The organism is Amycolatopsis azurea DSM 43854 (assembly GCF_001995215.1).
Taxonomy (GTDB): Bacteria; Actinomycetota; Actinomycetes; order Mycobacteriales; family Pseudonocardiaceae; genus Amycolatopsis; species Amycolatopsis azurea.
Window position 1 is genome coordinate 393,198 of sequence record NZ_MUXN01000011.1, and the last position, 26,428, is coordinate 419,625.

27 protein-coding genes and 1 pseudogene are annotated in these 26,428 nt (G+C 67.7%); 17 read left to right on the plus strand and 11 right to left on the minus strand.

Annotated elements, in window-relative coordinates:
• Positions 1-167: 167 nt before the first annotated feature.
• From B0293_RS16465 to B0293_RS43720, 3 genes are all read right to left on the minus strand, one after another.
• Positions 168-662, minus strand: coding sequence for an AMIN-like domain-containing (lipo)protein (locus B0293_RS16465; RefSeq protein ID WP_005159201.1), 495 nt, complete (start codon positions 660-662; stop codon positions 168-170).
• A 78-nt stretch (positions 663-740) separates the two neighbouring features.
• Positions 741-1,760, minus strand: a complete 1,020-nt coding sequence (locus B0293_RS16470) for a DUF6734 family protein (RefSeq protein ID WP_245191976.1) — start codon at positions 1,758-1,760, stop codon at positions 741-743.
• A 44-nt stretch (positions 1,761-1,804) separates the two neighbouring features.
• Entirely contained in the window at positions 1,805-1,972 is a 168-nt protein-coding gene (locus tag B0293_RS43720; RefSeq protein ID WP_005159197.1) for a hypothetical protein, read from the minus strand.
• 173 nt (positions 1,973-2,145) lie between these two features.
• On the opposite strand from B0293_RS43720, the gene B0293_RS16475 reads away from it, so the two are divergent.
• Positions 2,146-3,384: a hypothetical protein gene (locus B0293_RS16475; protein WP_052014487.1), complete on the plus strand. Its 1,239-nt coding sequence runs from the start codon at positions 2,146-2,148 to the stop codon at positions 3,382-3,384.
• A gap of 216 nt (positions 3,385-3,600) precedes the next feature.
• Here B0293_RS16475 and B0293_RS16480 read toward each other — a convergent pair whose 3' ends face one another.
• Both B0293_RS16480 and B0293_RS44295 read right to left on the minus strand, forming a co-directional pair.
• Positions 3,601-4,767, minus strand: coding sequence for an HAF repeat-containing protein (locus tag B0293_RS16480; RefSeq protein ID WP_143254575.1), 1,167 nt, complete (start codon positions 4,765-4,767; stop codon positions 3,601-3,603).
• Between the two features lie 445 nt (positions 4,768-5,212).
• Positions 5,213-5,404, minus strand: a pseudogene (locus B0293_RS44295) (MBL fold metallo-hydrolase); the annotation flags it as partial.
• A gap of 479 nt (positions 5,405-5,883) precedes the next feature.
• On the opposite strand from B0293_RS44295, the gene B0293_RS44860 reads away from it, so the two are divergent.
• Together B0293_RS44860 and B0293_RS43075 are read left to right on the plus strand one after the other, a co-directional pair.
• Positions 5,884-6,135: an HNH endonuclease gene (locus B0293_RS44860; RefSeq protein WP_407640099.1), complete on the plus strand. Its 252-nt coding sequence runs from the start codon at positions 5,884-5,886 to the stop codon at positions 6,133-6,135.
• A 14-nt stretch (positions 6,136-6,149) separates the two neighbouring features.
• Positions 6,150-6,374 carry a hypothetical protein gene (locus B0293_RS43075; RefSeq protein ID WP_143254577.1) on the plus strand — a complete coding sequence of 75 codons (225 nt, stop codon included), beginning with the start codon at positions 6,150-6,152 and terminating at the stop codon, positions 6,372-6,374.
• A gap of 54 nt (positions 6,375-6,428) precedes the next feature.
• Here the strand turns inward: B0293_RS43075 and B0293_RS16495 are convergent, their stop codons facing one another.
• The gene (locus B0293_RS16495; RefSeq protein ID WP_005159192.1) at positions 6,429-7,106 is read right to left on the minus strand and encodes an MBL fold metallo-hydrolase; all 678 of its coding nucleotides are present in this window, start codon (positions 7,104-7,106) and stop codon (positions 6,429-6,431) included.
• A 108-nt stretch (positions 7,107-7,214) separates the two neighbouring features.
• Here B0293_RS16495 and B0293_RS16500 point away from each other — a divergent pair, with 108 nt between their 5' ends.
• A complete protein-coding gene (locus B0293_RS16500; protein ID WP_005159191.1) occupies positions 7,215-8,438 on the plus strand; it encodes an acyltransferase family protein in 1,224 nt (407 codons plus the stop codon).
• A gap of 77 nt (positions 8,439-8,515) precedes the next feature.
• Positions 8,516-11,371, plus strand: a complete 2,856-nt coding sequence (gene uvrA / locus B0293_RS16505) for an excinuclease ABC subunit UvrA (RefSeq protein WP_005159190.1) — start codon at positions 8,516-8,518, stop codon at positions 11,369-11,371.
• A gap of 25 nt (positions 11,372-11,396) precedes the next feature.
• Here uvrA and B0293_RS16510 read toward each other — a convergent pair whose 3' ends face one another.
• Positions 11,397-12,035, minus strand: a complete 639-nt coding sequence (locus B0293_RS16510; RefSeq protein ID WP_005159189.1) for a fibronectin type III domain-containing protein — start codon at positions 12,033-12,035, stop codon at positions 11,397-11,399.
• A 259-nt stretch (positions 12,036-12,294) separates the two neighbouring features.
• On the opposite strand from B0293_RS16510, the gene B0293_RS16515 reads away from it, so the two are divergent.
• The 4 genes from B0293_RS16515 to B0293_RS16530 are packed head-to-tail and all read left to right on the plus strand — an operon-like array spanning position 12,295 to position 14,725.
• Positions 12,295-12,846: a sigma-70 family RNA polymerase sigma factor gene (locus B0293_RS16515; RefSeq protein WP_005159188.1), complete on the plus strand. Its 552-nt coding sequence runs from the start codon at positions 12,295-12,297 to the stop codon at positions 12,844-12,846.
• Positions 12,843-13,553, plus strand: coding sequence for an anti-sigma factor family protein (locus tag B0293_RS16520; protein WP_005159187.1), 711 nt, complete (start codon positions 12,843-12,845; stop codon positions 13,551-13,553). Before B0293_RS16515 ends, B0293_RS16520 begins: the two co-directional genes overlap by 4 nt.
• Positions 13,550-14,011, plus strand: coding sequence for an SRPBCC family protein (locus B0293_RS16525; protein WP_005159181.1), 462 nt, complete (start codon positions 13,550-13,552; stop codon positions 14,009-14,011). The genes B0293_RS16520 and B0293_RS16525 overlap by 4 nt, the downstream gene beginning before the upstream one ends.
• Before the next feature lie 9 nt (positions 14,012-14,020).
• Positions 14,021-14,725 (plus strand): carbon-nitrogen hydrolase family protein, encoded by a 705-nt coding sequence (locus B0293_RS16530; protein WP_245191974.1) that lies wholly within the window; start codon positions 14,021-14,023, stop codon positions 14,723-14,725.
• On the opposite strand, the gene B0293_RS16535 is transcribed toward B0293_RS16530, so the two are convergent.
• Positions 14,704-15,945: an MFS transporter gene (locus B0293_RS16535; protein WP_005159178.1), complete on the minus strand. Its 1,242-nt coding sequence runs from the start codon at positions 15,943-15,945 to the stop codon at positions 14,704-14,706. The two genes, B0293_RS16530 and B0293_RS16535, sit on opposite strands and share 22 nt — an antisense overlap.
• Positions 15,946-16,049: 104 nt before the next feature.
• Between B0293_RS16535 and B0293_RS16540 the strand changes: the two genes are divergently transcribed.
• Entirely contained in the window at positions 16,050-16,451 is a 402-nt protein-coding gene (locus B0293_RS16540) for a winged helix-turn-helix transcriptional regulator (protein ID WP_005159177.1), read from the plus strand.
• Here the strand turns inward: B0293_RS16540 and B0293_RS16545 are convergent.
• Both B0293_RS16545 and B0293_RS16550 read right to left on the minus strand, forming a co-directional pair.
• Positions 16,441-17,022, minus strand: coding sequence for a DUF6000 family protein (locus tag B0293_RS16545; RefSeq protein WP_005159175.1), 582 nt, complete (start codon positions 17,020-17,022; stop codon positions 16,441-16,443). The genes B0293_RS16540 and B0293_RS16545 overlap by 11 nt on opposite strands.
• An 80-nt stretch (positions 17,023-17,102) precedes the next feature.
• The gene (locus B0293_RS16550) at positions 17,103-18,425 is read right to left on the minus strand and encodes a C4-dicarboxylate transporter DctA (protein ID WP_005159174.1); all 1,323 of its coding nucleotides are present in this window, start codon (positions 18,423-18,425) and stop codon (positions 17,103-17,105) included.
• A 206-nt stretch (positions 18,426-18,631) separates the two neighbouring features.
• Between B0293_RS16550 and B0293_RS16555 the strand changes: the two genes are divergently transcribed.
• From B0293_RS16555 to B0293_RS16575, 5 genes are all read left to right on the plus strand, one after another.
• A complete protein-coding gene (locus tag B0293_RS16555; protein WP_005159171.1) occupies positions 18,632-20,245 on the plus strand; it encodes an ATP-binding protein in 1,614 nt (537 codons plus the stop codon).
• On the plus strand, positions 20,242-20,910 hold the full coding sequence (locus B0293_RS16560) for a response regulator (protein ID WP_005159168.1): 669 nt from the start codon (positions 20,242-20,244) through the stop codon (positions 20,908-20,910). Before B0293_RS16555 ends, B0293_RS16560 begins: the two co-directional genes overlap by 4 nt.
• 19 nt (positions 20,911-20,929) lie before the next feature.
• Positions 20,930-21,313 (plus strand): MerR family transcriptional regulator, encoded by a 384-nt coding sequence (locus B0293_RS16565; protein WP_245191973.1) that lies wholly within the window; start codon positions 20,930-20,932, stop codon positions 21,311-21,313.
• 18 nt (positions 21,314-21,331) lie between these two features.
• On the plus strand, positions 21,332-22,282 hold the full coding sequence (locus B0293_RS16570) for an alcohol dehydrogenase catalytic domain-containing protein (RefSeq protein WP_005159164.1): 951 nt from the start codon (positions 21,332-21,334) through the stop codon (positions 22,280-22,282).
• A 161-nt stretch (positions 22,283-22,443) separates the two neighbouring features.
• On the plus strand, positions 22,444-22,992 hold the full coding sequence (locus B0293_RS16575) for a snapalysin family zinc-dependent metalloprotease (RefSeq protein ID WP_005159163.1): 549 nt from the start codon (positions 22,444-22,446) through the stop codon (positions 22,990-22,992).
• A gap of 66 nt (positions 22,993-23,058) precedes the next feature.
• Here the strand turns inward: B0293_RS16575 and B0293_RS16580 are convergent, their stop codons facing one another.
• Complete coding sequence (locus tag B0293_RS16580; protein WP_039918584.1) at positions 23,059-24,312, minus strand: choice-of-anchor Q domain-containing protein; 1,254 nt, start codon at positions 24,310-24,312, stop codon at positions 23,059-23,061.
• Between the two features lie 57 nt (positions 24,313-24,369).
• Here B0293_RS16580 and B0293_RS16585 point away from each other — a divergent pair, with 57 nt between their 5' ends.
• Positions 24,370-25,446, plus strand: coding sequence for a DUF5005 domain-containing protein (locus B0293_RS16585; RefSeq protein WP_039918581.1), 1,077 nt, complete (start codon positions 24,370-24,372; stop codon positions 25,444-25,446).
• Positions 25,443-25,991 carry a hypothetical protein gene (locus B0293_RS16590; RefSeq protein WP_005159159.1) on the plus strand — a complete coding sequence of 183 codons (549 nt, stop codon included), beginning with the start codon at positions 25,443-25,445 and terminating at the stop codon, positions 25,989-25,991. Before B0293_RS16585 ends, B0293_RS16590 begins: the two co-directional genes overlap by 4 nt.
• Positions 25,992-26,428: the final 437 nt, after the last annotated feature.

Genomic DNA, 26,428 nt, shown 5'->3' on the forward strand with positions numbered 1-26,428 from the left:
TGATGCTGACGGAAGGAAGGAACGCGATACCGGGCGGCAGATACCTGGATTTCGGAAAAATCGCCCGTTGGGGCAGAACGAGATTTTCAGCGCGGGAATCCGAAAAGGATTTTGATCACCGGAAGCCGTCCGACGAACGAAAAGCCTTAACGGATTCCCGCTCGTGATCAATGGCGGACGTCGATGACGACGCGGTTCGGTGAGGTCAGGGTGAACACGCTGACCGGCGTCCTGGACCGGACGCCGAGACCGATGGACAACGTGCCTTCGTAGTCACCGGTGACCGCGACCGCCATGACATTGCGCAGATTCCGGGTCCGGAACTTCTGCGGTCCGGGATAGGTCGGATTCCCGGCGTCGTCGTGCGCGGCCGCCGGAGTCGCGGCGACCGCGATGAAGTATTCACCGGTCAGCCAGACGATGTCGCCCGAGCCGTCGGCGATCAGCTCGTCGACGAGGTCGTACCGGACGGCGGGGGCGGGCCCCGCGGTCAGGTCGAGCACGACCCGGTCGAATCCGGGGTTCTGGCCGGTGCGGATCCCCGTCATCGCGGGGATCATCTGGGCCGCAAGGGAAGTTGGTGCGACCGCGGCGATGGCGCCGGTCAGCATGAGAGCGGTGGCGGCGAGCGCCCCGAGCGCGCGCCGGAGGGTGAGGGTCATGGCGACGACCTCCTGCCGGAGAGTTGGTGCCGGAAAGACGCCCGGGACGCAGGAGAGGTTGTATTCTTCGCTTTATCGTTACTGATCGTCGAATCGACGTCGAGCGATCTCGAAGTCGGCGGGAAAATGGTTTCTCACTCGCCGCGCGAGTAAACGCGTGTAGTGGAGATCGCTTTTCGCGGACGCGATGAGATGCGTGAATCTCCGGTCATCGTCCCGGTGGCTGTCCTCCTGCGAGGCCGAAGACGCACTGCACGTCCGTCGTCGCGCCACCCCGGCACAATGCGCCGAGCAGATACTGTTCGACGACCAGGTTGTAGTCCTCGAGCGGCGCGAGCCGTCGCCAGGCCGCTTGATTCTCGGCCGATTCCACCATGCGGATACCCAGGTCGGCGTAGCTGCGGAGAAGCGGGATCGCCGTGCCTCCGACGACTCCGGTGCACAACGCTGTCTCCCCGTGTACTCGCTGAATTCCTTCGGCAGGAATCCGCCCGTGTTCCGGATCGCCGTGGCGACGGCCGCCGGCCGGTAGTAGCCCGCGTCCGAACCAGGTGCGTGCTCAGGGTTCTGCGCGACGATCTCCCCGTCGAGCCCTTCGGCGGGGAAGCCGGGCCAGAGGAACACGTCGTTGTCGATGTGCAGGAACGGTTCGCGCTGCTCGCGGTACGCGTGCAGCTTCCCGAGCGCCCACCAGGACGGGGCCTGGCCGGTGAGCCTGTTCAGCGAGAGCGAGACGTCGTCGAAGGGCAGCTCCAGCCTGTCGACGAGTAGCTCGTGGCCCCGGTCGTCGGTCACCAGCGCCGTCGTGGGGAAGAGGCGGGACGCGAGCCGGAACGACAGGATCCAGGAAAGCGCGTGGAAGAAGTCGCTCGGCCAATGCCTGCCGTGCCGTCGCCGGTACGGGGTGCTCCAGAAAGACCAGACCGCTCGGCGGATCGGCCGCGCGACCTTGTCGCCCGGACGGACTACCCGGACGTGCGGGGGCCGCCAATCCGGCTCGATGATCTCGCCGTATCCGCTGCGCACCGGAGTAGTGGGCGCGAGCAGATGGCCGCCTATGGCGACCGCGGGGAAGGAGCCATATCCGTAGTACGGCATCGCGGTGTGGTTTCGGGTCGTGGCGCGGGAACGTTACGGCGGGATTAGCGGCGGAATCCGCTGAGGCAGAGCACCGCGACCACTGTTGCCGTGCCGAGTGTCGTCACGATGAAGGATCCGGTGAGCAGATAGAGGCCGCCGATGCCTGCCAATGAAGTCTTGATCAGCTTGACAATTCCCTCGTGTTCTCTGCCGGAGCGGTCTTTGGCCATTGTCGAACCCTTCGTGTGTGGTGTACTAGTACACCGTAGGGCGCGACGACCGGCGAAAACCCTCGCCGGTTCTGATCTTTCACGGTCAGGAGGAGTTTCTTGTCGTCGAGGGCGGGCTCTCCGATAGCCGGTCGTTGTCCTGCCGCGCCGCGAATTGTCGATCATTGCCGCGAATGGTGGAGGGCATCGTGACAATCCAGCTGGAGAGGGACCGTGTTTCCTGTTCTGTGGCCGACGTCGAAGCCGCGCTGCGGTGGCTCGCGATCCGCAAGGACGGAAAGCCGCTCAGGTTCTTGCGGTACGCGATCGAAGACCCGGCGAGCGAGTCGGCCGCCGTCCTCGGTTGCCTGGTCCGGCCGACGGAGTCGATGATCACGGCGCCCCCGGAGGTGCGGGCGCTCGCGGTCTGGGGCCTGATGCTCGATGAGATCGAGAAGATCGGCTCGACGAGCGAGTCCCGGCGCCGCAACGTTCTGGCCGCCGCTTTCCGGTTGGGCCCGGCGGCGTGGAGATCGACCCTCGATGACCGTTTCGGCCAGCTGAAACACCTGCCCGGGGTTTTCGGGGATCCGCCGCCGAGCACTACCACGCCCATGCACAAGGCGTGGCGACGCGCGGTGAGCGACAAGCTCGCTCCTTGCCTGGCAAGGAATCTGGAGGTTCTCGATGGTGAAGCCTGGCGGGCTTATGTCGAGATCGCCCGTGACTCGAACGCGTTCCCGGAACCGCGGGCGCCCCGCGGCCGCGTGCCGTCGGACGGAGCGCAGCCCGTGTTCGTGGAACGCTTGCTGGTGGCCGTGGAAATGCGGCGCAGAACGGCGTATCGCCGGCTGACCGTGCGGAACGTCGTCGCTCGGGGGGACGGCGTCGATGGTTACATGGCGCGGGCTCTCACCGGAGAGGACGATGGCCTCGCGTCGATCCCGATCAAAGCGATCTTCGGTTGCCACGTCGAGACTTCGCTCGGGGCGCAGCCAGGAGATCCGCTGGTCGTGGAGTTGCGGTTCCCGAAACCGCTGCGAAAAGGCGAGCGTCACGAGTTCATCTCCCTCGCCTGCGATGACGATCTCGACGAGGAGCGAAAATGGATCAACGTCGACGTCGACCATCACGGGATCGCGCCGGGTGTGGTCGATGGTGATGGCAGGGTGACCGGCGGTCTGAGCGTCAGCGTCACGTTCGACGATTGCGTCCCCGATGCTTGCTGGTGGTACGCGGAACAGACCGAGTACGAACGCATGGTCCGCCCGCCCGCCGGCGATCGGCATCTGCTCGAGATCCGGCGAGGCGTCGTCGAGCACACGTTCCTCGAACCCTGTCATCCGCGAGAGGAGTACGGCATTGCTTTCCGTTGGCCGCTCGAAGCGGGGCCACATCGGAGCCCGACGTGGCCCGCCTCGGTCTCCGGCTAGTTGCCGGTGTTTCCGCCGCCCTTGCCGTCGTCGCCGCCGCGTATCGCCATCGAGAACCTCCTTGGGTCAATGAATGTGAACGCGGCAAAACTACATACAGTGACCACGGCAACTTAAAGTAGCGGGTCGTGTCTTTACGTGATCTGTGATCCGCTACTGTTGCGACGTTTCCCCTCTGGACCTCGGCCGCCTGGACCTCGCGGCCCTGCCCGGGCGCTACTTGAGATCCCAGAACACCTCACGGGTCTTCCACTGGGAGTCGGTGACGCTCCCGACGACGCGGCCCCGGTCGTTGATAAAGTGGGCTTTACTCTCCTTGCCGCCGGGCAGGCCGGCGAGTCGCCTGCGTTCACCGTTCCGGAACCAGACGGTCGCCTCGCCTCGGATGCTGCCGACCACGGTGCCTTCCGCGTCGACCCCTTCGGCGGCTGCGCTCAGCTGGTCGTCCGGCAGGACGGTGAGGGTGCCGTCGGGGGCCCACAGCAACAGCCAACGGTCGTCCGGGGGATAGCGATTGTTGCTCCCGATCACATAGCCGGTGCTGCTGACGGCGTTGATCCAGAGCAGCTGGTTTTCCCTCCATTCCAGACGGCGCATCGTGCCGTCGCGATCCCAGGTCACCGGCGTGTCGCGGGCGCCGAGGTTCTCGCTGATGAAACCCGCGGAGACACCGTGCCCGTTTGTCCGGTCCGGCGAGCTCGCCAGGTAGTCCGGCGCCAGCCGGGTCATCGGCCGGCCGTCCACCCAGCGGACGGCATGATGGACCTTGTCGTGGCCGGCGGCCACGCCCGTGATGATGCGGCCGTCATCGGAGATGTCCTTGGCCCAGGTCCAGTCGCCGCCGGGCAGCGTGCCCAGGTCCGTGACCTTGTCGTCCGGGTCCCAGCGGAAGCTGCCCATCCAGTAACCCGACGTGATCCAAGTGCCGACGACGACACCGTTGTCGCTGATCCCCATCGGGCCGGCGCCGTAATAGCCGGGCGGTAGCTGCATCGTGGTCACCCGCCCCTCGGTGTCCCAGCGGGCGGGCGCGGAACCGGTCGGAGTCGCCGCGATGCCCGCGGAAACCCCGTGCCGGTTGATGTGACTCACGATCCCTTGGCCGTCGCCCTGTGTCGGCAGCGCGGTGATCCTGCCGTCGGCGTCCCAGCGCACCGGATGACTGACCCGCGGATCGCGGCCTTTGTGCGACATCCCCACCATCACACCGGCGTCGTTGACCGCGCTGACCGAGCTGTAGTCGTCGCCGGGCAACGGATCGAGCGCCACCGGCCCGACCGTGTCCGCCTGTGCGGTCCCGGTCACCGTGCCGGTGGACATGACGAGAGCCGCCAATAGCGACAACGCCGGTCTTCGGCGGCCGTGTACACGATTTCTCAACATGATTTCTCCCTGCGTCGGATGTGGTCATCCAGATCTGAAGAACGGTAACGCAGCCGCTTCGCGAGTTGCGCTCACGCGGCGGTGGTCCACACGAAAAGACGACGTACTTTCCTTGCTGTCCAAGGCTTTGTGATTCAGGTGGGCACGTTGTGAGTAGGAAAAACGCACCCGAAACAAGGGAGAGCTGGTAAATATGAAGGATGTCGCCGGAAAAGGTGAGGATAGGTCGGCGGTACGCGAACTTCGAGAAATATCGGTGCGTCACGGCAGCAAGCAGGCGGCGCGACTCAGTGAGCTACACGTAGCTACTGAGGACCGTGTGGACTCTGGCGACACCGGGTAGTCACAGCGATGCCGTGAAGGCCCCTTCGGGACGTTCATCGTCTCAAAGTGGGGCCTTCAGGGCGTCCGGGTCAGGCGCGCTCGGGATGAAGGCTGTTTCAGCTCACCAGCCGCGGGTGCGCCACTCCGCGAGCTTCGGGCGTTCGGCGCCCAGCGTCGAGTCGTCGCCGTGGTCGGGGTAGAACCACGTCTCGTCCGGCAGTTCGTCGAAGATCCGCGTCTCGACGTCGTCCAGCAGCGACGTGAAGTCCGAAGGCGAACCGGTTTACCCGACGCCGCCAGGGAGCAGGGAATCACGGTAACGGTGAACACGTCCACGTGCCCGCGTGTCCGAAGGCGATCGCGCCCGCGACCGCGACGAGCAGGTTGTTGAGGCTTGTGCGCGGTGATGCTACGAACGGGACGAGCTCACGGGTGGGACTGCCAGTGCTGGACGCGGAGTTGCTAAGCTCAGGCCGGGCACAGCGCAGGCCCCACTCCGAGCCACAGGCATCCACGCTGCTGGTGGCGTAGAGGACAAGACGTCTCCGACTCAGCGCCACACACCTCGTATGAGGGGCGTGGAACCTCGTGGAGGTCGTTATGGGTGACGAGTCGCGCAAACCGGGCATGGACCGCGCGCGCAAACGGCAGGCCAGGGTGTACCAGGCCAAGCATGGATGTTCATACACCGAAGCGCTGCGGATGGTGACGCCTCGCAGGGGCCGCATCAGGCGTCATTCAAGGCTGATTGAATATTTTTCGCGGGCCGCTCAGTGCGCCAATCCACATTGCATGTCGCCACTACACGTTGTGTGTGACGGTCATCCACGTTTCCTCGGCGAGGTCGCGCATATCCAGTCTCTTTCGCCCTTCGGGCCCCGGTTCGGCCCTGTGGGTGGTCGTGACGTAGTTGAAAACTTGATCGTGTTGTGCCCGAGTTGTCACCGGCTCATCGATAGTGACGTTGCGAGCTATTCCGTTGAACGACTTGTGCCGTGGCAGCGCGTGCAGTCGGCCGCCCTTGTTGGGGGAGGGCACGAATGAGCTTCTGTCGGTCTGTGATTGCCGATTCAGGCTCGCAGCTCACTGGTGATTACTTGATCGGGTTCCTGAGCACTATGCAGACACCAACGTCGGCCTTGGTTATTTTCTGTGCGGGTGCCTGCTACCTGGCGATGATTGCCTTCAGTGCAGCTGTTGCGATGTTCTCCGATAAGAAGGCGCGTCGTAACGCGGCGATCAAGGTACTTCGGACTTTACTGTTGCGCCGGCCTGAACGGTGAACTCGGATGGGCCACCTGCCGTTCGTGGGTGGCCCATCCGAGTAGATCCGCAGCTCACCAGCCGCGTTCGCGCCACTCCGCGAGGTGCCCGCGCTGCTCACCCAGCGTCGAGTCGTCCCCGTGCCCCGGGTAGAACCAAGTCTCGTCCGGCAGCTCGCCGAAGATCCGCGACTCGACGTCGTCCAGCAGCGACGTGAAATCCGAAGGCGAGCCCGTCTTCCCGACACCGCCTGGAAACAGCGAGTCGCCGGTGAACAGGTGCGGGTGTCCCGCCGGGTCGCGGTACAGCAGCGCGATCGAGCCGGGGGTGTGGCCGCGCAGGTGGATCACCTCGAGGACGATCTGCCCGACCTTGACCGTGTCGCCGTGCTCGACGAGGAAGTCCGGCGGGATCGGCAGCGGTCCGGCGTCCAGCGGGTGGGCGGCGGTGTTCGAGCCGTTCGCGCCGGCGACGGCGCCGAGGGCCTGCCAGTGGTCCTGGTGCTGGTGCGTGGTCACGACGGTCCTCAGCGCGGGACGGTCGGGGCCGTGGCCGATGAGGTCGGAGATCCGTTCCGGATCGTTCGCGGCGTCGATCAGCAGCGCCTCGTTCTCGGCGCGGCAGACGAGCAGGTACGCGTTGTTGTCCATCGGACCGACCGACAGCTTCGTGATGGTGAGCGCGTCCAGGGTGCGACGGGTGGCGTCACCGCCGGGTTCGACGTGCCCGGTGTAGGTCTCGACGATGTTCACAGCGCACACGGTAGTCGTTCGCCTGCAATCGGTTCCACCCGCACAGGCGGCGCACAGGAGCAGGCCGTAGGCTCGCGTCGCCCCGCCAGACGAACCAACAGGACGCCCGTGCCCGACGCCTCGCCGCGCGCCCCGCGCAAGATCAGCTGGGACGTCCTTCGCGTTGTGGCCGTCTTCGCGGTCATGCTCGGGCACATCACCCACCAGGGTGCCCTCCTGCACCCAGAACTGGTGGGGTACCCCTTTCGGGTCACCGCTCAGTTCGGTGCGGCGATCCTTCTCGTGATCTCCGCCTTCTTCGTGTGCGCGAGCCTTCGAAAGGGTGAACCTCGGCGGTGGTGGTGGAACCGGGTCGCGCGGCTGGTGCCCGCGTACCTGGTGGTGGTCACCGTCACCTACGTCGTCGCCCGGTACGCGACGATCCGGTTCAGCGGCCTGCCGTTCCCGCCCGGCCTCTCCGGATTCCTGTTCGGCGTCCCTCAGGGGCCGCCGACCGACCCGTCGCCCTGGTACATCCCCACCGGCGCCGATCTGCTCGCCAACCTGGGCATGGTCCAGGAATGGGGCTGGCGGTACGAGCTCTTCTACTACCTCGACGGCGCCTACTGGACGCTGCCGGTCCAGCTCCTCGCGTTCACCGCCGCGGCCCTGCTGTGGCCCCGCCGCTGGCGCACCCACCGGCTCACCGTCGGGCTGCTCTGGGCGCTGATCCTGGTCCCGCTCTTCCTCCGGTTCGTCGTGTTCGACCCGGTTTCCACGCCGAAGCTCGTCGAGACCTTCTACTACGGCTTGGGCCTGCATCGCGTGCACGTGTTCGCCATCGGGATCGCGATCTGGCTGTGGGCGAAACGACGGCTGGCGCACTGGCACGTCGCGCTGTTCGTGCTCGCCGCCTGCGCCGCGCAGGACTTGCAGGTCTTCCCGTTCCACCAGGTCCTGCCCAACGATCCCGAGCGCTGGCCTTCGCTCATCGGGTTCGCGATCATGCTGCTGCTGGTGTGCCTGGCCGCGCGCGGGCCGGACTGGCGGTTCCCCGGGCTGTCCCGGATCGCCCCGGCTGTCACCTGGCTCGCGGGCATCTCGTATGGTCTTTATCTGGTGCACCAGGAACTCGGGTACATCCTGGCCCGTGCCCTGCTGAACGTCGGCGTCCCCGGCTGGCTGCGTCTCCCCATCGTGCTGGCCGCCGCCGTACTCGGGGGCTGGGCGGTCACCGCGGGCGTGGAGCGGCCGGTCCACCGGTGGCTCACCACTCGCCGGGATCGACGCGAGAAGTCTGGAAAACCGCAGGTCAAAGACTCGGAACCAGTTTCTGTCGGTGGTCCCTCGTAGCATGGAGGCGGCCGCCCGTGCAGCTTTCGACCGGGACGGCGACCGCAGCTGAGAATGAAACCTGAAGGGACCCTGGCGTGGCTGATCGCCTCGTTGTTCGCGGCGCCCGCGAGCACAACCTCCGCGGTGTGGATCTCGACCTGCCCCGCGACAGCCTGATCGTGTTCACCGGTCTGTCCGGGTCCGGAAAGTCGAGCCTCGCCTTCGACACCATCTTCGCCGAAGGGCAGCGCCGCTACGTCGAGTCGCTGTCGGCGTACGCGCGCCAGTTCCTCGGCCAGATGGACAAGCCGGACGTCGACTTCATCGAGGGCCTGTCGCCCGCGGTGTCGATCGACCAGAAGTCCACCTCGCGCAACCCGCGCTCGACCGTCGGCACCATCACCGAGGTCTACGACTACCTGCGCCTGCTCTACGCCCGCGCCGGCAAGGCGCACTGCCCGCAGTGCGGCGAGGCGATCAGCAAGCAGACCCCGCAGCAGATCGTCGACCAGGTGCTCGCCATGGAGGAGGGCACCCGCTTCCAGGTGCTCGCGCCGGTCGTGCGCGGGCGCAAGGGGGAGTACCTCGACCTCTTCGAGAACCTGCAGCAGCAGGGGTACGCGCGCGTCGTGGTCGACGGGACGATCCACCCGCTCACCGACCCGCCGAAGCTGAAGAAGCAGGAAAAGCACCAGATCGCCGTCATCATCGACAGGCTCTCGGTGAAGACGAGTTCGCGGCAGCGGCTCACCGACTCGGTCGAGACCGCGCTGCGGCTGGCCGACGGCCTGATCGAGCTGGAGTTCGTCGACCTGCCGGAGAACGACCCGCACCGCGTGCGCGGCTTCTCCGAGAACCTCGCCTGCCCCAACGGCCACCCGCTGGCGATCGAGGACCTCGAGCCGCGCTCGTTCTCCTTCAACGCTCCCTACGGCGCCTGCCCCGAATGCTCCGGCATCGGCGTCCGCAAGGAGGTCGACCCGGAACTCGTGGTCCCCGACGACGAGATGTCCCTCGGCGAGGGCGCCATCGCGCCGTGGGCGGGCGGCCAGAGCGCGGACTACTTCATCCGGCTCCTCGAATCGCTTTCGGAGACCATCGGCTTCCGGATGGACACCCCGTGGCGCAAGCTGCCGGCGAAGGTCCAGAAGGCCGTCCTGCACGGCGTCGACGAGCAGGTCCACGTCCGCTACAAGAACCGCTACGGCCGCCAGCGGTCGTACTACGCGAGCTTCGAGGGCGTCATCCCGTTCCTCGAGCGGCGCCAGGAGCAGACCGAGTCCGAGTACATGCGCGAGCGCTACGAGGGCTACATGCGCGAGGTGCCGTGCCCGGCCTGTCAGGGCACCCGGCTCAAGCCCGAGATCCTCGCGGTCACCCTGGAGCACAAGACGCAGGGCGACCGGTCGATCGCCGAGGTCTGCGCCCTCTCGATCGCGGAGGCGTCGCAGTTCCTCGACGAGCTGGAGCTCGGCAAGCGCGAGCAGGTCATCGCCGGCGCGGTGCTCAAGGAGATCCAGGCGCGGCTGCGCTTCCTCCTCGACGTCGGCCTCAACTACCTCTCGCTCGACCGCGCCTCCGGGACGCTGTCCGGCGGCGAGGCGCAGCGCATCCGGCTCGCCACGCAGATCGGTTCCGGTCTGGTCGGCGTGCTGTACGTGCTGGACGAGCCGTCGATCGGCCTGCACCAGCGGGACAACCACCGGCTGATCGAGACGCTGGTCCGGCTGCGCGACCTCGGCAACACGCTGATCGTCGTCGAGCACGACGAGGACACCATCCGCTCCAGCGACTGGGTGGTCGACATCGGCCCCGGCGCCGGTGAGCACGGCGGCCACATCGTCCACAGTGGACCGTACAAGAAGATCCTGCGGAACAAGGATTCGATCACCGGCGCGTACCTGTCGGGCCGCAGCAAGATCGAGGTCCCGGCGATCCGGCGCCCGATCGACAAGAAGCGTCAGCTGACCGTCGTCGGCGCGCGCGAGCACAACCTGCGCGGCCTCGACGTGTCGTTCCCGCTCGGCTGCCTCGTGTCGATCACCGGTGTCTCGGGTTCCGGGAAGTCCACGCTGGTCAACGACATCCTCGCGACGGTGCTGGCGAACAAGCTGAACGGTGCCCGCCAGGTGCCCGGCCGTCACACCCGCGTGAACGGTCTGACGAACGTCGACAAACTGGTCCGCGTCGACCAGTCACCGATCGGCCGCACCCCGCGGTCCAACCCGGCGACGTACACCGGCGTCTGGGACCACGTGCGCAAGCTGTTCGCCGCGACCACCGAGGCGAAGGTGCGCGGCTACCAGCAGGGCCGGTTCTCCTTCAACGTCAAGGGCGGCCGGTGCGAGGCCTGCGCCGGTGACGGCACGATCAAGATCGAGATGAACTTCCTGCCGGACGTCTACGTCCCGTGCGAGGTCTGCAAGGGCGACCGGTACAACCGCGAGACCCTCGAGGTGCACTACAAGGGCAAGACCGTCTCCGACGTGCTGAACATGCCGATCGAGGAGGCGGCCGAGTTCTTCGAGCCGATCAAGGCGATCCACCGGCACCTGGCCACGCTCGTCGACGTCGGCCTCGGCTACGTCCGGCTCGGGCAGCCCGCGCCGACCCTGTCGGGCGGTGAGGCGCAGCGCGTCAAGCTCGCCAGCGAACTCCAGAAGCGGTCCACCGGCAAGACGGTCTACATCCTCGACGAGCCGACCACCGGTCTGCACTTCGAGGACATCAGCAAGCTGATCGGCGTGATCAACGGCCTGGTGGACAAGGGCAACACGGTGATCGTCATCGAACACAACCTCGACGTCATCAAGACCTCCGACTGGATCATCGACATGGGCCCCGAAGGCGGTTCGGGCGGTGGCACTGTGATCGCGGAGGGCACGCCGGAGCACGTCGCTTCGGTGGCGGAGAGTTACACCGGCGAGTTCTTGAAGACCGTTCTCGCGTGAGGCCTCGTGAGTGGTAAGTCGCGTTCTAACGCGACTTACCACTCACGAGGTCCAGGACCGGCGAAGCGGGCCCGTAGTAGAAGGCGCGCAGCCTGTACGAGGCGCCTTCCTCACCCGGCATCGTGGCGAGCCCGGCCGACGTCGTCCCCGGATCCGCGACCTCGATCGGCACGAACCCGTCCGCGCCGGGTTTCTTGATCTCCACGAGGAAACCGTCCTCGTCGCTGGAGTGGTCCGCCCAGCTGAACCGCACCATCGCCTCCGGCGCGGGCTCGGCCCGGAACGCCGCCGGAGCGGCCGAGCGATCGCCCGTCCGCAGCGACACGGCAGGCCCGGACTCCGCCGGAGTGCCGGCTCCGGAAACCGTGACGGCGTCCGACACGACACCGTAGAAGGGCCGGATCCGGTAGTAGAACCGCGTTTCCGGCATCAGATCCGGATGCCGGTAGGTCGTCTGCCGCGGCGGCACGAACCGCAGGATCGTGTATTCGCCATGCGGATCGGTGGTGTACTCGACGATCCGGCCCGCGACGTTCGGATCGTCGTCCGGCCAGCTCAGGTCGACGTTCACCGGATCGGTCAGCGTCGCGGTGAAACCGGGCTCCTGTCCGCATCCCGACACGAAGGCGACCGCCAGCAGAACGGCCGCGAGTTTCCTTGGCACGCCTCGTCCCTCCCGGGAATCAGGCGGCGGCGGGATCCGGAGGCGCCAGCATACGAGCGCGTCCGGTGATCGACAAGACCCGGCTGAACCGGATCCCCGCGCCGTCCGTGTGGGAGGCAAGAGGAGGCGGCCATGGAGAACCGAGGAGAGGCCGGTGCCGATGCACAGTTCGATCGCGGCGGGCGCCGAACGATCCACTCTGCCCCTGCGGGTTGCAGTACTGTCCTCGCCGACCCAGAAGACCGTCGGGAGGACACGAGTGGCGATCGGAGGCTGGCGGCCCAAAAAGGCCAAAGGCGAGGACTTGGTCCGGCACTTGTACGCCGAACACGGGCGAAGCCTGCTGGCGTACGCGACGAGGCTGACCGGGGACCGCGCGGCCGCGGAGGACGTCGTGCAGGAAACCTTGGTCCGGGCGTGGAAACATGCCGAGGACCTGGAGAACGACGCGAAGGGATCGGTGCGGGGCTGGCTGCTCACGGTCGCCCGGAACATCATCACCGACCGTGCGCGGGCCAGGGCGGCGCGGCCGCCGGAAGTGCCGGAGCCCGAGGAAGGCGCGCCGACCCCGGCGGTGGAGCGGGACCACGCGCAGAGCGTCGTGGATTCCATGGCCGTGCTCGGGGCGATGGACGGCCTCTCCCCGGAACATCGTGACGTCCTGGTGGAGATCTACTACCGGGGCCGGACGGTGGCCGAAGCGGCGCGATCCCTGGGAGTGGCCCCGGGTACCGTTAAGTCGAGATCTTATTACGCGTTACGGGCGCTCAGAGCCGTGATGTCGGGAACCGGGAAGGAGGTAGCGCGATGAGTGCGGTGGGACACGACCAGGGCCAGCTCGCCGCCTACGTCCTCGGCGGGCTCACCCCGGCGGAAGCGGCCACGTTCGAGACACATCTGGCGAGCTGCCCCGCGTGCCGTCGTGAGGTGCGCGAGCTCTCGGAACTGCGGTACCACCTCGACGAGGTTCCGCCGGAGGCGTTCCTCGAAGGACCTCCTGACGGAGGCGACCTGCTCCTGCAGCGCACGCTGCGTCAGGTTCGTGAAGAAGAAGGAAGCCAGGAGCGCAAACCGCGGCGAGCCCTGGCCTTGGCCGGTGCGGCCGTGCTGGTGGTCGTGGCGCTGGGCGCGGGGGTGCTGGTCGGACGGCAGACGTCGCCCGAACCGTCGACGGTGGCCTTGCCGGTGCCGACGGCGACCGCCCCGGTCCCCGGCACCCGCGATCTCGCGGCCACCAACCGGGACACCGGCGCGCAGCTGGCGGTCCGGGTCGTCCCGGCGGCGGGCTGGGTCCGGCTCCACGCGAAGGCTGAAGGTGTCCGTGAGGGCGAGAAGTGCCAGCTCGTCGTGGTGACCAAGAGCGGTGAACGCGTCAACGCGGGCAGCTGGCTGGTCTCGGCGAAGGGTGAGAAGGAAGGCACCGGGATCGACGGTTCCGCTTTGGTCGCTCCCAACGACGTGGCCTCGGTCGACGTCGTGACCATGGACGGCCGGAACCTGGTGTCGGCGCAGGCATGACGGGCGCGCTCACGGGTCGCGGAGGCGGTTGGTACCGCTTCCGCGACACGTGGGTGCTTCCCGCTTCGCCCAAGGCTGTCTTCGACGCCGTCGTCGACCTCGCCGCGTATCCGCTGTGGTGGCGCGATGTGCGTTCGGTCAGCCAGGTCGACGAGGACACCGCCGAACTCGTCTGCCGGTCCAGGCTGCCATACGCGCTGACCGTGCGGATGCACCGCGACCGGCAGGACGAGCGCGAGGGCCGGGTGCGGGTCCTGCTCAGCGGCGACCTCGAAGGGATGCTGGCGGGCGTCCTGACCTCGGTGGGCGGCGGCACGCTGCTGGAGATCACCCAGGAGGTCGAGGCGCGGAAACCGTTGCTGCGCAACCTCGACCGCATCGCCAGGCCGGTCTTCCGGATCAACCACGCGCTCATGATGAGACGGGGACAACACGGCTTGCGGGGATATCTGGCCTAGGCTCCGGTCATGCGTGTCGCTGTCGTGCAGCCGTTCACCGTCCCCGCGGACCTGGCGGCGAACATCGCCGAGCACGAGAGGCTCCTCCGGATCGCGGAGGCCGATCTCTGCGTCTTCCCCGAACTTTCCCTGACCGGCTTGGAGTTCGAGGCGCTCGCCGCCGACCCTGGCCTCTGGCTGACCGTGGACGACGCGCGCCTCGGACCGCTCCGGGCGGCCTGCCGGGCGAGTGGTGTCCACGCCGTCATCGGGCTTCCCCTGGTGGAGGACGGCCGGCGTCACATCGGCACGCTCGTACTCGGTCCCGACGGGGAAACCGTTGCCACCTATGCGAAACGAAATCTCCACGACAGTGAGGACGAGCTGTTCGAGCCGGGCGGGCGGCAGGTGGTCGTCGAAGTCGGCGGCAGACGGCTCGGCCTCGCGATCTGCCTCGACGCCGCGAACCCGGACCACTCGCGGGAGCTGGCCGAGGCTGGCGCCGACGTCTACGTCGTCAGTGCGCTCTTCAGCGAGGGGCAGGAACAACGGCTGCTCGACCAGGTCGGAGTCGCGGCCGGGCGCGGGATGTGGGTCGTGCTCGCCCAGTACTCCGGCGAGACCGGCGGGATGGCCGCGTTCGGCGGCAGCGGGGTCTGGAAACCCGGAGGCGCCGCCGAGGTGCGCCTCGGCGGCGAAGTCTCCGAGTGGGCCTACGCGACGATCACCTCCTGAGTCTTCCGTTCGCGCAGGAGGACGGCCGCGACGAAGGCGGCGAGAGCGAGTAGCCCGGCGCTCAACGCGTACGCGGTCCGATAGCCGCCAGTGAGCGCTTCGGGCATCGCGGCGCCTTCGACCAGCAGCGATTCGGTGCGGGACGCGGCCGCGGTCGCGAGCAGCGCGGTCCCGATCGCCGCGCCGATCTGCTGCGTGGTGTTGATCAGGCCCGAAGCGACCCCGGCGTCGGCGGGGGCGACGCCGGACATCGCCTGTCCCATCAGCGCGGGCATCGCCGCGCCGAACCCGGCGCCCATCAGGACGAGCGCGGGCAGGACGTCCGCCGCGTAGTTCCCGTCGGCCTCGACCGTGGCGAGGAAGGCGAGCGCCAGCGCGACCAGCGACAGCCCGGTGACGAGTACCGTTCGCGCCCCGAAGCGGTGGTTCAGCCGTTCGGCGAAGACCAGTGACATCACCGCGATCGAGACCGGGGCAGGCAGGAAGGCGAAGCCGGTGCCCAGCGCGTCGAGCCGGAGCACCCGTTGCAGGAAGAGCGCGGTGATGAACTGGAAGCCGAACAGCCCGGCGACCATCAGCACCATCACGGTGTTCGCGCCGGCCACCGAGCGGAGGCGGAAGATCCTCGACGGCAGCAACGGTTCGCCGCGCGATCCGGTCCCGCGGTCGGCTTCGAGCAACCGGACCGCCAGCACCAGCGCGACCGCGCCGATCGGCAGGTTGACGAAGAACGTCCAGTGCCAGTCGAGCAGCTGGGTCAGGGTGCCGCCCGCGATGAGCCCGATCGACGAGCCCGCGGCCTGGGTGAAGCTGTAGACGCCGATGGCCTTCGCCCGTGCCCGCGGTTCCGGGTAGAGCGCGGTGATCATGCCGAGCACGACGGCCGAAGCGAGCGCGCCGCCCGCGCCCTGAAGGAAACGGAACACGATGAGCTGCGCCTGGTCCTGCGCGATCCCGCAGAGCAGCGAGGCGAGAGTGAACACGCCGAGCCCGGCCAGGAAGACCCGTTTCCGGCCGATCAGGTCGCCCAGCCTGCCGGACACCAGGAGCAGCCCGCCGAACGTGATCAGGTAGGCGTTCACCACCCAGGCCAGGCTCGACGGCGTGAAGCCGAGGTCGTTCTGGATGGACGGCAGTGCGACGGCGACGATCGAGCCGTCGAGGACGACCATCAGCGAGACGGCGCAGAGCACGGCCAGAGCCAGGGCGCGCTGAGGCATGGCGGATCCTATTCTGTGAATTTCCCCAGGTGATGCCTTGGTGCATCACTTGTAACAGCGCCCATCTTGTGTGACTCTGTTCCCTGCCGGAAGGAGGCACTTTCATGTCCCAGGGGAACAACGATGTGACCGCGCAGGCCAGGGTGGTGGACCCGGAGAAACTCGAGGTGTGCACCGTGCTCGAGGTGATCAACCGGATCAGCGGCAAGTGGGCGATCGGCATCCTGCTGGAGGCCACGCGCGGTCCGGTGCGGTTCACCGAGCTGGAGCGGTCGGTGGAGGGGATCAGCAGGCGGATGCTCACGCTGACGCTGCGGAACCTCGAACGCGACGGCCTGCTCGTGCGCACCGTGTACCCGACGGTGCCGCCGAAGGTGGAGTACGAGGCCACGGCGATGGCGAAGGAGCTGTACGCGTCGCTGAGCGGCTTGCTGAGCTGGGCGGAACGCCACCGCGAAGGGATCGCCGCGTCCCGTGTCGTCTACGACGAGAAGGTCAGTGCCTGACGCCGTCCGCGTGCACCGCCCGCTGGACGTGCGAGCACAGCATGGCGAAGTACATCTTGTGGAACGGCAGGTCCGTGCTGTTCTTCGCGGACCAGCTTTCCCAGAGGCCGCCCGGCCGCAGATAACGTGACATGTAGGCCGTCCTGAGGTCGGCGTCGACGTGATGCAGGGCCGCGAGCGCCCATTCCTGGTCGTAGCGCAGATCCGGCCGCGCGAGGTACTGGTCCAGATAGGACACGAGGATCTCGGCGTCGGCGAGGGTGCCGAACCGGGCCAGGGCGAAGCAGTAACCCTGACCGGCGAAGACCAACCCGCTTTCCAGGAACAGCTCCCGGATGCGCCCGCGCCAAGCGGTGCGGCGGTCGGTGCCGATCAGCCAGGCCGCGGTGATCCGCGGCCGCCAGTCCGCCGCCAGCAGTTCGCCGAGTTCGTCGTCGGTGATCGTCCGTGCGTCCTCGGCGAGGTCGCGCAGGAACGGCTCGCGCTCGGCGTCGCTCATCATCCCGGCGAAATTGCCGTGCAACAGCTTCGAATACCGCCCGATAACGTAGCGGTCGATGGCGTCCGGCATGCCGCACAGTGTGCCGGAAAAGAAGAACCGCGGTGCGAGGACGGGGGACCCTCGCACCGCGGTTTCACTCTTGCCGGGCGTTACGCGTTCGCCACGGCTTTCTCTCGTTCGCCGTCACGGTCCTCGTGGGGATCCGAGGCGTGATCGTCGATCAGGGTGGCTTCGTCGAACGGGGCCTGACCGCTGAAGACCCGGTTGGCCTGGTCGCGGTCGAACTCCTTGGTCCACGTGCCGACCAGGACGGTCGCGACGGCGTTGCCCGCGAAGTTCGTCAGCGCGCGGGCCTCGGACATGAACCGGTCGATGCCGAGGATGAAGCCGACGCCGTCGACCAGTTCCGGCCGGTGCGACTGGAGCCCGCCGGCGAGGGTGGCGATCCCGGCGCCGCTCACGCCCGCCGCGCCCTTCGACGCGATGATCATGAACAGCAGCAAGGAGATCTGCTCGCCGACGCCCAGCGGCTGGTCCTGCGCGCTGGCGATGAACAGGGTCGCCATCGTCAGGTAGATGGCCGTGCCGTCGAGGTTGAACGAGTACCCGGTGGGCACGGTGATGCCGACGACGGGCTTGGAGACCCCGAGGTGCTCCATCTTCGCGATCAGGCGCGGCAGGGCCGATTCGGACGACGACGTCGAAAGGATCAGCAGGAATTCGCGGCCGAGGTAGCGGAGCAGCGTGAAGATGTTGACCCGGGCGCCGAGCCACAGGACCGTGCCGAGCACGCCGAACACGAACACCAGGCAGGTCAGGTAGAAGCCGATCATGATGACGGCGAGGCTGCGCAGCGCGCCCCAGCCGGTTTCGCCGACCACCGCGGCGATCGCGCCGAACGCGCCCACCGGAGCGGCCCACATGATCATGGCGAGGATCCGGAACACCAGCCGCTGGATGTGCTCGATGCCGCGGCGGATCGGCTCGCCCTTGGTGCCCAGCTTCTGCACGGCGAATCCGGCGAGCAGCGCGACCAGCAGCGTCTGGAGGACCTGGCCTTCGGTGAACGCGGAACCGAAGCTGGTCGGGATGATGCCGAGCAGGAAGTCGACGGTGCCCTCGCCGCCCTCGGCCTGCGAGTGCGCCTTCGCGGCGGCGGCCGGGTCGAGGTGCAGGCCCTCACCCGGGTGCAGGAGGTTGCCCACGACGAGACCGATCGCGAGCGCGAAGGTCGACATCATCAGGAAGTAGCCGAGCGACAGCAGCCCGACCTTGCCGACCTTCGCGGCCTTCGCCACCGATCCGATGCCGAGCACGATGGTGCAGAAGATGATGGGGGAGATCATCATCTTGATCAGGTTGACGAAGCCCGTGCCGAGCGGCTTGAGCTCCTTGGCCAGACCCGGCGCGGCGAACCCGACGACGACGCCGAGGAAGACCGCCGCGATCACGGCCAGGTACAGGTAGTGCATCTTGTCGCGGCGTCGGGGCGCCGCTTCCGGCGTTGTAGGCACCTTTGCCTCCAGCTCAGGGGGGTGTCCGTGGGATTGCCGGTCACTATCACCCGGGCAGGTGAGCTGGGTCACGGTTGTGTTCATTGAGTTCGTGCGAGTGGTTTCCGGGGAATTCCGGCCGGGCGCGCTGAGCGGCCCCGGTACCGGTGTGCTGGTATGGGCGGGTGCCCTCGACGACGCGGATCCGGACCAGGCGTGGCAGTCTCGCCCGCCAGCTGCTGATTCTCCAGCTCGTCGTGCTTTTCGTGCTCGTCGCGGCGGGGGTGACCTTCGCCTATCTCGATTCCGTGCGGGCCACCGAAGACCGCGCGCGCGACAAGGTGACCGCGGTCGCCGAAGCGGTCGCGGACGCGCCCGGCGTGATCGCCGCACTGTCCACATCGGATCCCACCCGGACACTCCAGCCGTTTGCGCAGAGTGTCCGCGCGGACACGGAAGTGGATTTCGTGACCATCATGGACAAGAACGGGATCCGCTACACCCACCCGAATCCGGAGCTGATCGGGCAGCCGTTCATCGGCAACATCGGCGAGGCGCAGCGCGGCGGCAAGGTCGTCGAGACCTATGCCGGTTCGCTCGGCCCGTCCGAACGCGTCGTGGTCCCGGTGCGCGGCGCCGCGGGACAGGTCGTCGCGCTGGTGTCGGTCGGTATCACGGTCGAAGCCATCGACGCCGAACTGCGCGAACGCCTGTGGCCGTTGATCGGGGTCGCGGTGGCGGTGCTGGTGGTCGGTGGGATCGGCAGTTATCTGGTCAGCGCCCGGCTCCGGCGGCAGACCAGGGGGATCGCGCCCGAGGAACTGAGCAACCTGTTCGAGTACCACGAAGCCGTCCTGCACTCCGTTCGCGAAGGGCTGCTGCTCGTCGGCGGCGACGGCCGGGTGGTGCTGTGCAATGACGGCGCCCGCGCGCTGCTGGGCGTCGCCGATGATCCGGTCGGCCGGGAACTGTCCGCATTGGACATTCCCGAGGATCTCGTCGAGGCGTTCACCTCGGGGGAGGAGCGCACCGACGAACTCCACCTCACCGAAGCCAGGGTCCTCGTCGTGAGTACGGCGCCGGTGCGCTCGCGTGGGGAGGCGATGGGCACCGTCGTGATCCTGCGCGACCACACGGAACTCCAGGCGCTGACCGGGGAACTGACCACGGTGCGCGGACTGGCCGAGGCGCTGCGGTCGCAGGCGCACGAGGCGGCGAACCGGCTCCACACCGTCGTTTCGCTGGTCGAGATCGGCCGTCCCGAACAGGCCGTCGAGTTCGCGACCGAGGAGCTCGCGCTGGCTCAGGAACTCACCGATCGCGTGGTCGGCGCGGTCGCCGAACCGGTGCTGGCGGCGTTGCTGCTGGGCAAGGCGGCGGAGGCGAGCGAACGCGGCGTCGAGTTCACGATCACGCCCGACACCGTCATGGAGGACTCGGACACCGGCGTCCCCCCGCGAGACCTGGTGACCATCCTCGGCAACCTGATCGACAACGGGATCGACGCGGCCGCGGGGAACGCCGGCAACGGTGAGCGCCCCGGGGTCGAGGTCACCGTGCGGTCCGGCGCCGAGGAGTTGCTGCTGCGGGTCGCCGACACCGGACCCGGCGTGGACGACGTCGAGGACGTCTTCCGGCGCGGCTGGACCACCAAACCGGAGGACGGGCACGGGCTCGGGCTGGCGTTGGTGGGGCAGGCGGTGCGGCGGCACAGTGGGACGATCGACGTCGGCCGCGACGAGGGCGCGGTGTTCACTGTGCGCTTGCCGCTCAAGTCGCCGAAGGAGCCGACACGATGATCAAGGTGCTGGTCGTCGAGGACGAACCGGTCGCCGCCGACGCGCATCGGGTGTACGTCGAGCGAATGCCGGGCTTCACCGTGTCCGGCGTCGTCCATTCCGGCGCCGACGCGTTGCGCTTCTGCGAACGCGAACCGGTCGACCTGGTGCTGCTGGACTTCTACCTGCCCGACACGCACGGGCTCGCGGTCTGCCGGTCGCTGCGCGCGGCCGGTCTCCCGATCGACGTCATCGCGGTGACGTCGGCGCGTGACCTGGCGCTGGTCAAGGCGGCCGTGTCGGTCGGCGTGGTGCAGTACTTGCTGAAACCGTTCACTTTCGCTTCCCTGCGGGAGAAATTGGAGCGCTACGCCGAATTCCACGGCGCTTCCGGCGAGGTCTCGGGGCAGGCCGAGATCGACCGCGCGCTCGGCACGCTGCGCACCACCGAGCGGCAGGCGCTGCCGAAGGGGATGAGCGGGCAGACCCTGGAAGCGATCACCGACGTCCTCGCGTCGGCCGCGGACGGCCTGTCCGCCGGAGCGGCGGCGACCGCGATCGGCGCCTCCCGCGTCACCGCGCGCCGCTACCTCGAATACCTCGCCGACAACGGCCTCGCCCAGCGCGAGCCCCGCTACGGCCAGGTCGGCCGTCCCGAGGTCTGGTACAAACCCAAGACCGTATAACGACCTATACCGCGTCGCGGTGACTACCGTGGTAGGGGTGAAGATCGGCGAACTCGCGCGGAGGACTGGGGTCAGCGTCCGTGCGCTGCGCTACTACGAGGAAGAGGGCTTGCTCAGCCCTGGCCGGGAAGACAACGGCTACCGCGACTTCTGCGACGGCTCGGTCGAGGCCGTCCTCCAGATCCGCGGGATGCTCGACGCGGGACTGCCGACGAGGCTGATCCGCGAAGTCCTCCCGTACCTCGACGGGCCCGGCGACGTCCGGCCGAAAGTGCCGTGCGAGTACATGATCGACGAGGTCGCGCGGCAGCGGGAAGTGCTCGATCGCCGGATCGCGCTCATGACCCGCAATCGCGACGCCCTCGACGCGTACCTCCGCGACTTGACTCTCACACAAACGTGAGGGTTTTAGCGTGCGAGCATGACTTCGATGCGCGCACTGCGACAGGACTCCGCGAACGGTCCTGAAGATCTCCACCTGATCACCGACGCGCCCGTTCCGGCGCCGGGACCGGGCGAAATCCTGGTGAAGGTCACGGCCGCCGGTGTCAACTTCGCCGACGTCATGCAGACGCGGGGAACGTACGAGGGCGGTCCGCAAGCGCCCTACGTCGCCGGATTCGAGGCGGCGGGTGAGGTCGTGGCCGTGGGGGACGGCGTGATCGCGCCCGCCGTCGGCGATCACGCCGTCGGGACCGGCGGCGGGGCCTTCGCCGAGTACATGGTCATGCCCGCGGCCGGCGCGGTCCCCGTGCCGGAGGGCTGGTCGGACGATCAGGCGATCGGGCTGATCCTGAACTGGGTCACCGCGCTCGCCGCGCTCAAACCGCTGGGGCGGTTGGCGGCCGGTGAGACCGTGCTGGTGCAGGCGGCGGCCGGTGGGGTCGGCCAGGCCGCGGTCCGGCTGGCCAAGCACTACGGGGCCACCGTCATCGGCACCGCCTCGCCGGGCAAGCACGACCTGGTGCGGGCGCTGGGTGCTGATCGTGTCCTCGGCTACGGCGCGGAGGCGGGGGAGGTGGACCTGGTGCTCGAATCGGTCGGCGGGACGACGTTCGGCGCGAGCCTCGCCGCCGCCAAGCGGGTCACCGGACGCGTCGTGGTCTACGGCGTCGCCGGGGGAGAGGTCGCGATCACCAACCGGGACTTGAACTTCCGGCACCAGATCCACTTGATCGGCCTGCATCTCGGCGTCCTGATCGAGCACGCGCCGTCGATCTTCGCGGAGCTGATGGACGAACTGCGCGAACTCGTCGCCACCGGTGTCTGCGCTCCGGGAACCCCGACGGTGTACGACCTCGCGGACGGGCCGAAAGCGCTCGCGGAACTGGAGGCGCGGGCGACTTCGGGCAAGCTCGTGCTCCGGCCCTGACGAGGCGAACCGAACATCGTCGTATGCGAACCTGTGCATGTCAATAGGTCGAAAGTGTTGGTAAATCACCAGCTGGCTGACGCGACGAAAGTTGGTGCCCAGCAGCGGCGGAGGCTCCTAAATTCACGAACCATTCCGTTGTCCTCACAAGGAGTGGGTCCATGGCAAGGAAGTTCTTCGTCTCCGCGTCCGTGAGCTTGGCGCTGCTCGCCGTCCCGGTGACCGCGGGCCAGGCCGCCGCGGTCGAGCCCGCCCAGTCGACCGCCGCGGTGACCACGGTCTACTACGACGCCTCGGGAGCGCCCAGCTTCCGTGCCGCCATCCAGGCGGGTGCGGCGAACTGGAACAACTCGGTGTCCAACGTCAAGCTGCAGGAGAGCTCCTCGGGCGCCACCCTGCGCTACACCGAGGGCAACGACCCCCGGGGTTCGTACGCCCAGACCGACGGCCACGGCAGCGGCACCATCTTCATCGACTACTCGCAGGCGCAGCAGTACGACCAGACGCGGATCGCCGCGCACGAGACCGGCCACGCGCTCGGCCTGCCGGACAACTACCAGGGCCCGTGCTCCGAACTGATGTCCGGTGGCGGCCCCGGCCCGTCCTGCACCAACGCGAAGCCGAACGCCCAGGAAGTCTCGCGGGTGAACTCGCTGTGGGCCAACGGTTTGCTGTCGACCGGCGCCATGCAGCGCATCTACAACTACTGACGCTTTCCGCTCGGTGAAGGCCCCCTTCATTGCGCTAGACGCAGTGAAGGGGGCCTTCACGGCGTTCTAGCCCTGGAACTCGTAGGCGCCCGCGTCGACCCGCGCGCCCGCGAAGACCGGGTTGCCGTCGACGTCGCGGTCGTCGTACTTCGTGGTGCCGAGGTCGATCGCCGGGCTGCCCGCCCGCAGGATCAGGTTCGTGGCCGAGGTGAACTTCGGATCCGCGACCTTGTCCGTCGCGCCCGCGGTGAACTGACGAAGCCCGCCGAAGTAGACGTTGTGATCGGTCGCGGTGAAGGTCGGGTCCGCGTAGCCGACCTTGTACGCGGCCTGGACGACGTTCTGCGTCATCGTCAGCATCTGGTTCGTGCAGCCGCCGTAGCAGACGAACCCCTCCGACTCGGCGTTCGGGAGCCGGAGCGAGTTGTTGCGGAACACCGTGCCGAGCACCGGCCCGTTGCCGTCCTCGGCACCGCGCGTGATGATCCCGCCGCGCGTCTTGGCGCCGAAGACCGCGTTGTACTCGAAGACGTTGCCGGTCGAGACGCCGTCGGGATCCTTCGCGTCCGTGCCGAGTTCGGTAAAGGTCTCGTTGTCCTCGGAGATGTTGTGGTGGATGACGTTGCGGGAGCCGTAGAAGATCTCGACCGCGGCGCCGTCGAGGCCGCCGAAGTCGTCGGCCTTCGCGATCGAGCCGCTGATCCGGTTCCAGCCGATGTCGGAGTCGTTGCCCTGGACCAGGACGGCGAACGCGCCGGAGTCGTCGTTGCCGCCCGGGGTCACGACGGTCATGTGGTTGTTGTCGACGAGGTCGTTCTGCGTGACCTCGGTGTGGTCGGCCGACGGCGCGATGTATACACCCGCGCCGGCGCCGGTGATCAGGTTCGACAGCACCTTGTTCCGGTCACCGGACACCTTCACCCCGGCCCACGAACAGCGCCCGGCGTCGGCCGCGACACCGATCTGGAGGTCTCGCACCACGTTGTCGGCGCCGGGCAGGTCGACGCACGCTTCGGCGTTGCCCTTGACGATCGGGCGGGCACCGGTGCCGTACGCGCCGATCGTGACGCCGGAGCCTTTGACTGCGAGCCCGCCGCTCCAGGCGCCGCCGCGCCGCAGCAGTACGGTGTCACCGGCCGCGAGCGTGGTCGAGGAGACCTTCGCCAGTGACTTCCACGGGGTCTGCTGAGAGGTGCCGCTCGCGGTGTCGTTCCCGGCGGCCTGGTCGACGTAATAGGTCTTCGAAGCGGCTTCGGCCGTCGTGAATCCGGTGCACACGAGAGCGGCGAGCACACTCACGGAAAGCAGTTTCCAGGACATCCCGCGGACCGTAACCAGCTGCCGCACAAGGCTCGTACAAAGACTTATCATGATCCGATGCGCCGGCCGTCGCGGATTCTCGTCGTGGCCGCGTTGCTGTTCAGCGCCGTGGTGGCGAGCAGCGGCATCGCGTCCGCGCCGCCGCCCGTGGCCCCCGTCGGCGGGCTGAACGAACTCTGGAACGGCTACGGCGATCAAGGCGGACACTGGACCGGCGGGGATCGCACGGTGTCGGTCCCGCTGCCGGACGGCCGGACGGCGTGGCTGTTCTCGGACACGTTCCTCGGCAGGGTGAACCCGGACCGCAGCCGTCCGCCGGACAGCCCGATCGCCCGCAACACCCTGGTCGTCCAGCGGCCCGACGGCACACTGGGGGAGACGTTGCACGGCGGCACCGCCGACGACCCGGGGCCCTTGATCGGGCTTCCCGGCTCGGGCGAGCACTACTGGGTCGGTGACGGCGTCGTCGAGGGCGATGTCCTGCGGGTGCTCTACAACCGGTACAAGACGACGGGGTCCGGCGGACTCGATTTCCAGAGCACTGGGACCTCGCTGGCCACCTTCCGGCTGCCCGCGCTGACGCCGTCCGAGCTGCTGGTGATCCCGGTGAGCGCCAAGGTTGCGTGGGGATCGGAGCTGCTCGAAGACGGCGGGTACACGTATGTCTACGGTGCCGAGGAAGGCCAACTGCGGCTGGCCAGGGTGCCCGTCGGCGGACTTCGCGGGCCATGGCAGTTCTGGACCGGCTTCGGCTGGTCGTCCCACGAGGAGGACTCCGCCCGGATGCTCTCCGGGATCGGGACGGCGTTCTCGGTGACCCGGATCGGCGGCGAGTACGTGCTGATCACCATGGACACGAGCCCCGGCTTCAGCCCGGTGATGCTCGCCTACACCGCTCCTTCGCCGACCGGCCCGTTCGGTGCTCCGCGGATCCTTTACCGGGCACCGGAAGCGAGCGACCGGCGGATCGTCTACGACGCGACCGCGCATCCGCGGCTGAGCCGTCCGGGAAAGCTCACGGTGTCGTACAACGTGAACTCGCTCGACCACGCCGACAACATCGCGGACGCGCGGATCTACCGGCCGCGGTTCGTGGAGGTCGCCTTGCCGCCAGCACTACCCTTCACGGGGTGATCGAGATACTCGACGATCTGGACGTCCTCACCCGGCCGGACGTCGATCCGCACGACTTGAGCCTCGGCGGTGTCCGCTTCGGCTCGAAGGCCGCGGACACCGTCGCCCGTGACCGCGTCATCGAGGTCACGCTCTCGCCGATCGTCCACCGCTGGCGTGGTGGCACCGACTTGGAAAGCGAATACTACGGGGAGAATGGCGATCGCCTCTCACTCGAAACGGTGGTCGACAACGCTGTCGGCGGCGAAGGCATCGTGCACTTCGCCGGCAAGTTCAGTTGCAAGATCATCGAGGGGACGGTCATCGGATTCGCGATGTACGGCGGCGAGCGCGGGCTCCTCGCCCACTTCGGATATCTGCGATCCCGTGAAGAGTTCCTCGATGTTTTCGGGACCCCCGACCTGGTCGAGGAGAGCATCGACTGCGGCGAGCTGATGGGATACCGGCACCGCTACCGGACTTCGGAGAAGCAGGTCTTCTGGGACAGCTGGGACGATCGGGTGGGCTGGCTGAATCTCGGCGACTTCGAAGGCGACACCCGCTGACCGTGAGTGGTGAGACCGATTATTGAGGGGTAAGCCAAATATGGCACGTTCAAGCCTGAGGCGCCCACCCCCTTGATTGTCCACAAGGGGCAATCAAGGACGAATTCATGTCCGATTAATGCCTTTAAGTACGTTTTCGCGTGGGGTCGTGAGTGGCAAAGAGGGTTCTAACCCTCTTTGCCACTCACGACCCTGCCGAAAAGTCGCCCAAAGCGCCCAAATCGGGCACTTTGACTCAAAGTTTTGTCCCTTGTGGATGGTCGAGAGCGCATCCAGCTCTCGTGGGGCCAGTGTCAGGCTGCGCCGCGGGGCTCAGCTTTGAAGCCGACTGCGAGGGGCCGCTCGGCAGTGGACTCGGGCACGCCATATTTGCCTTACTGCTCAAATAGATGTCCGGGACTTGGTTCACGTGGGTGTGGGTATGTCGAGGGGCCCGT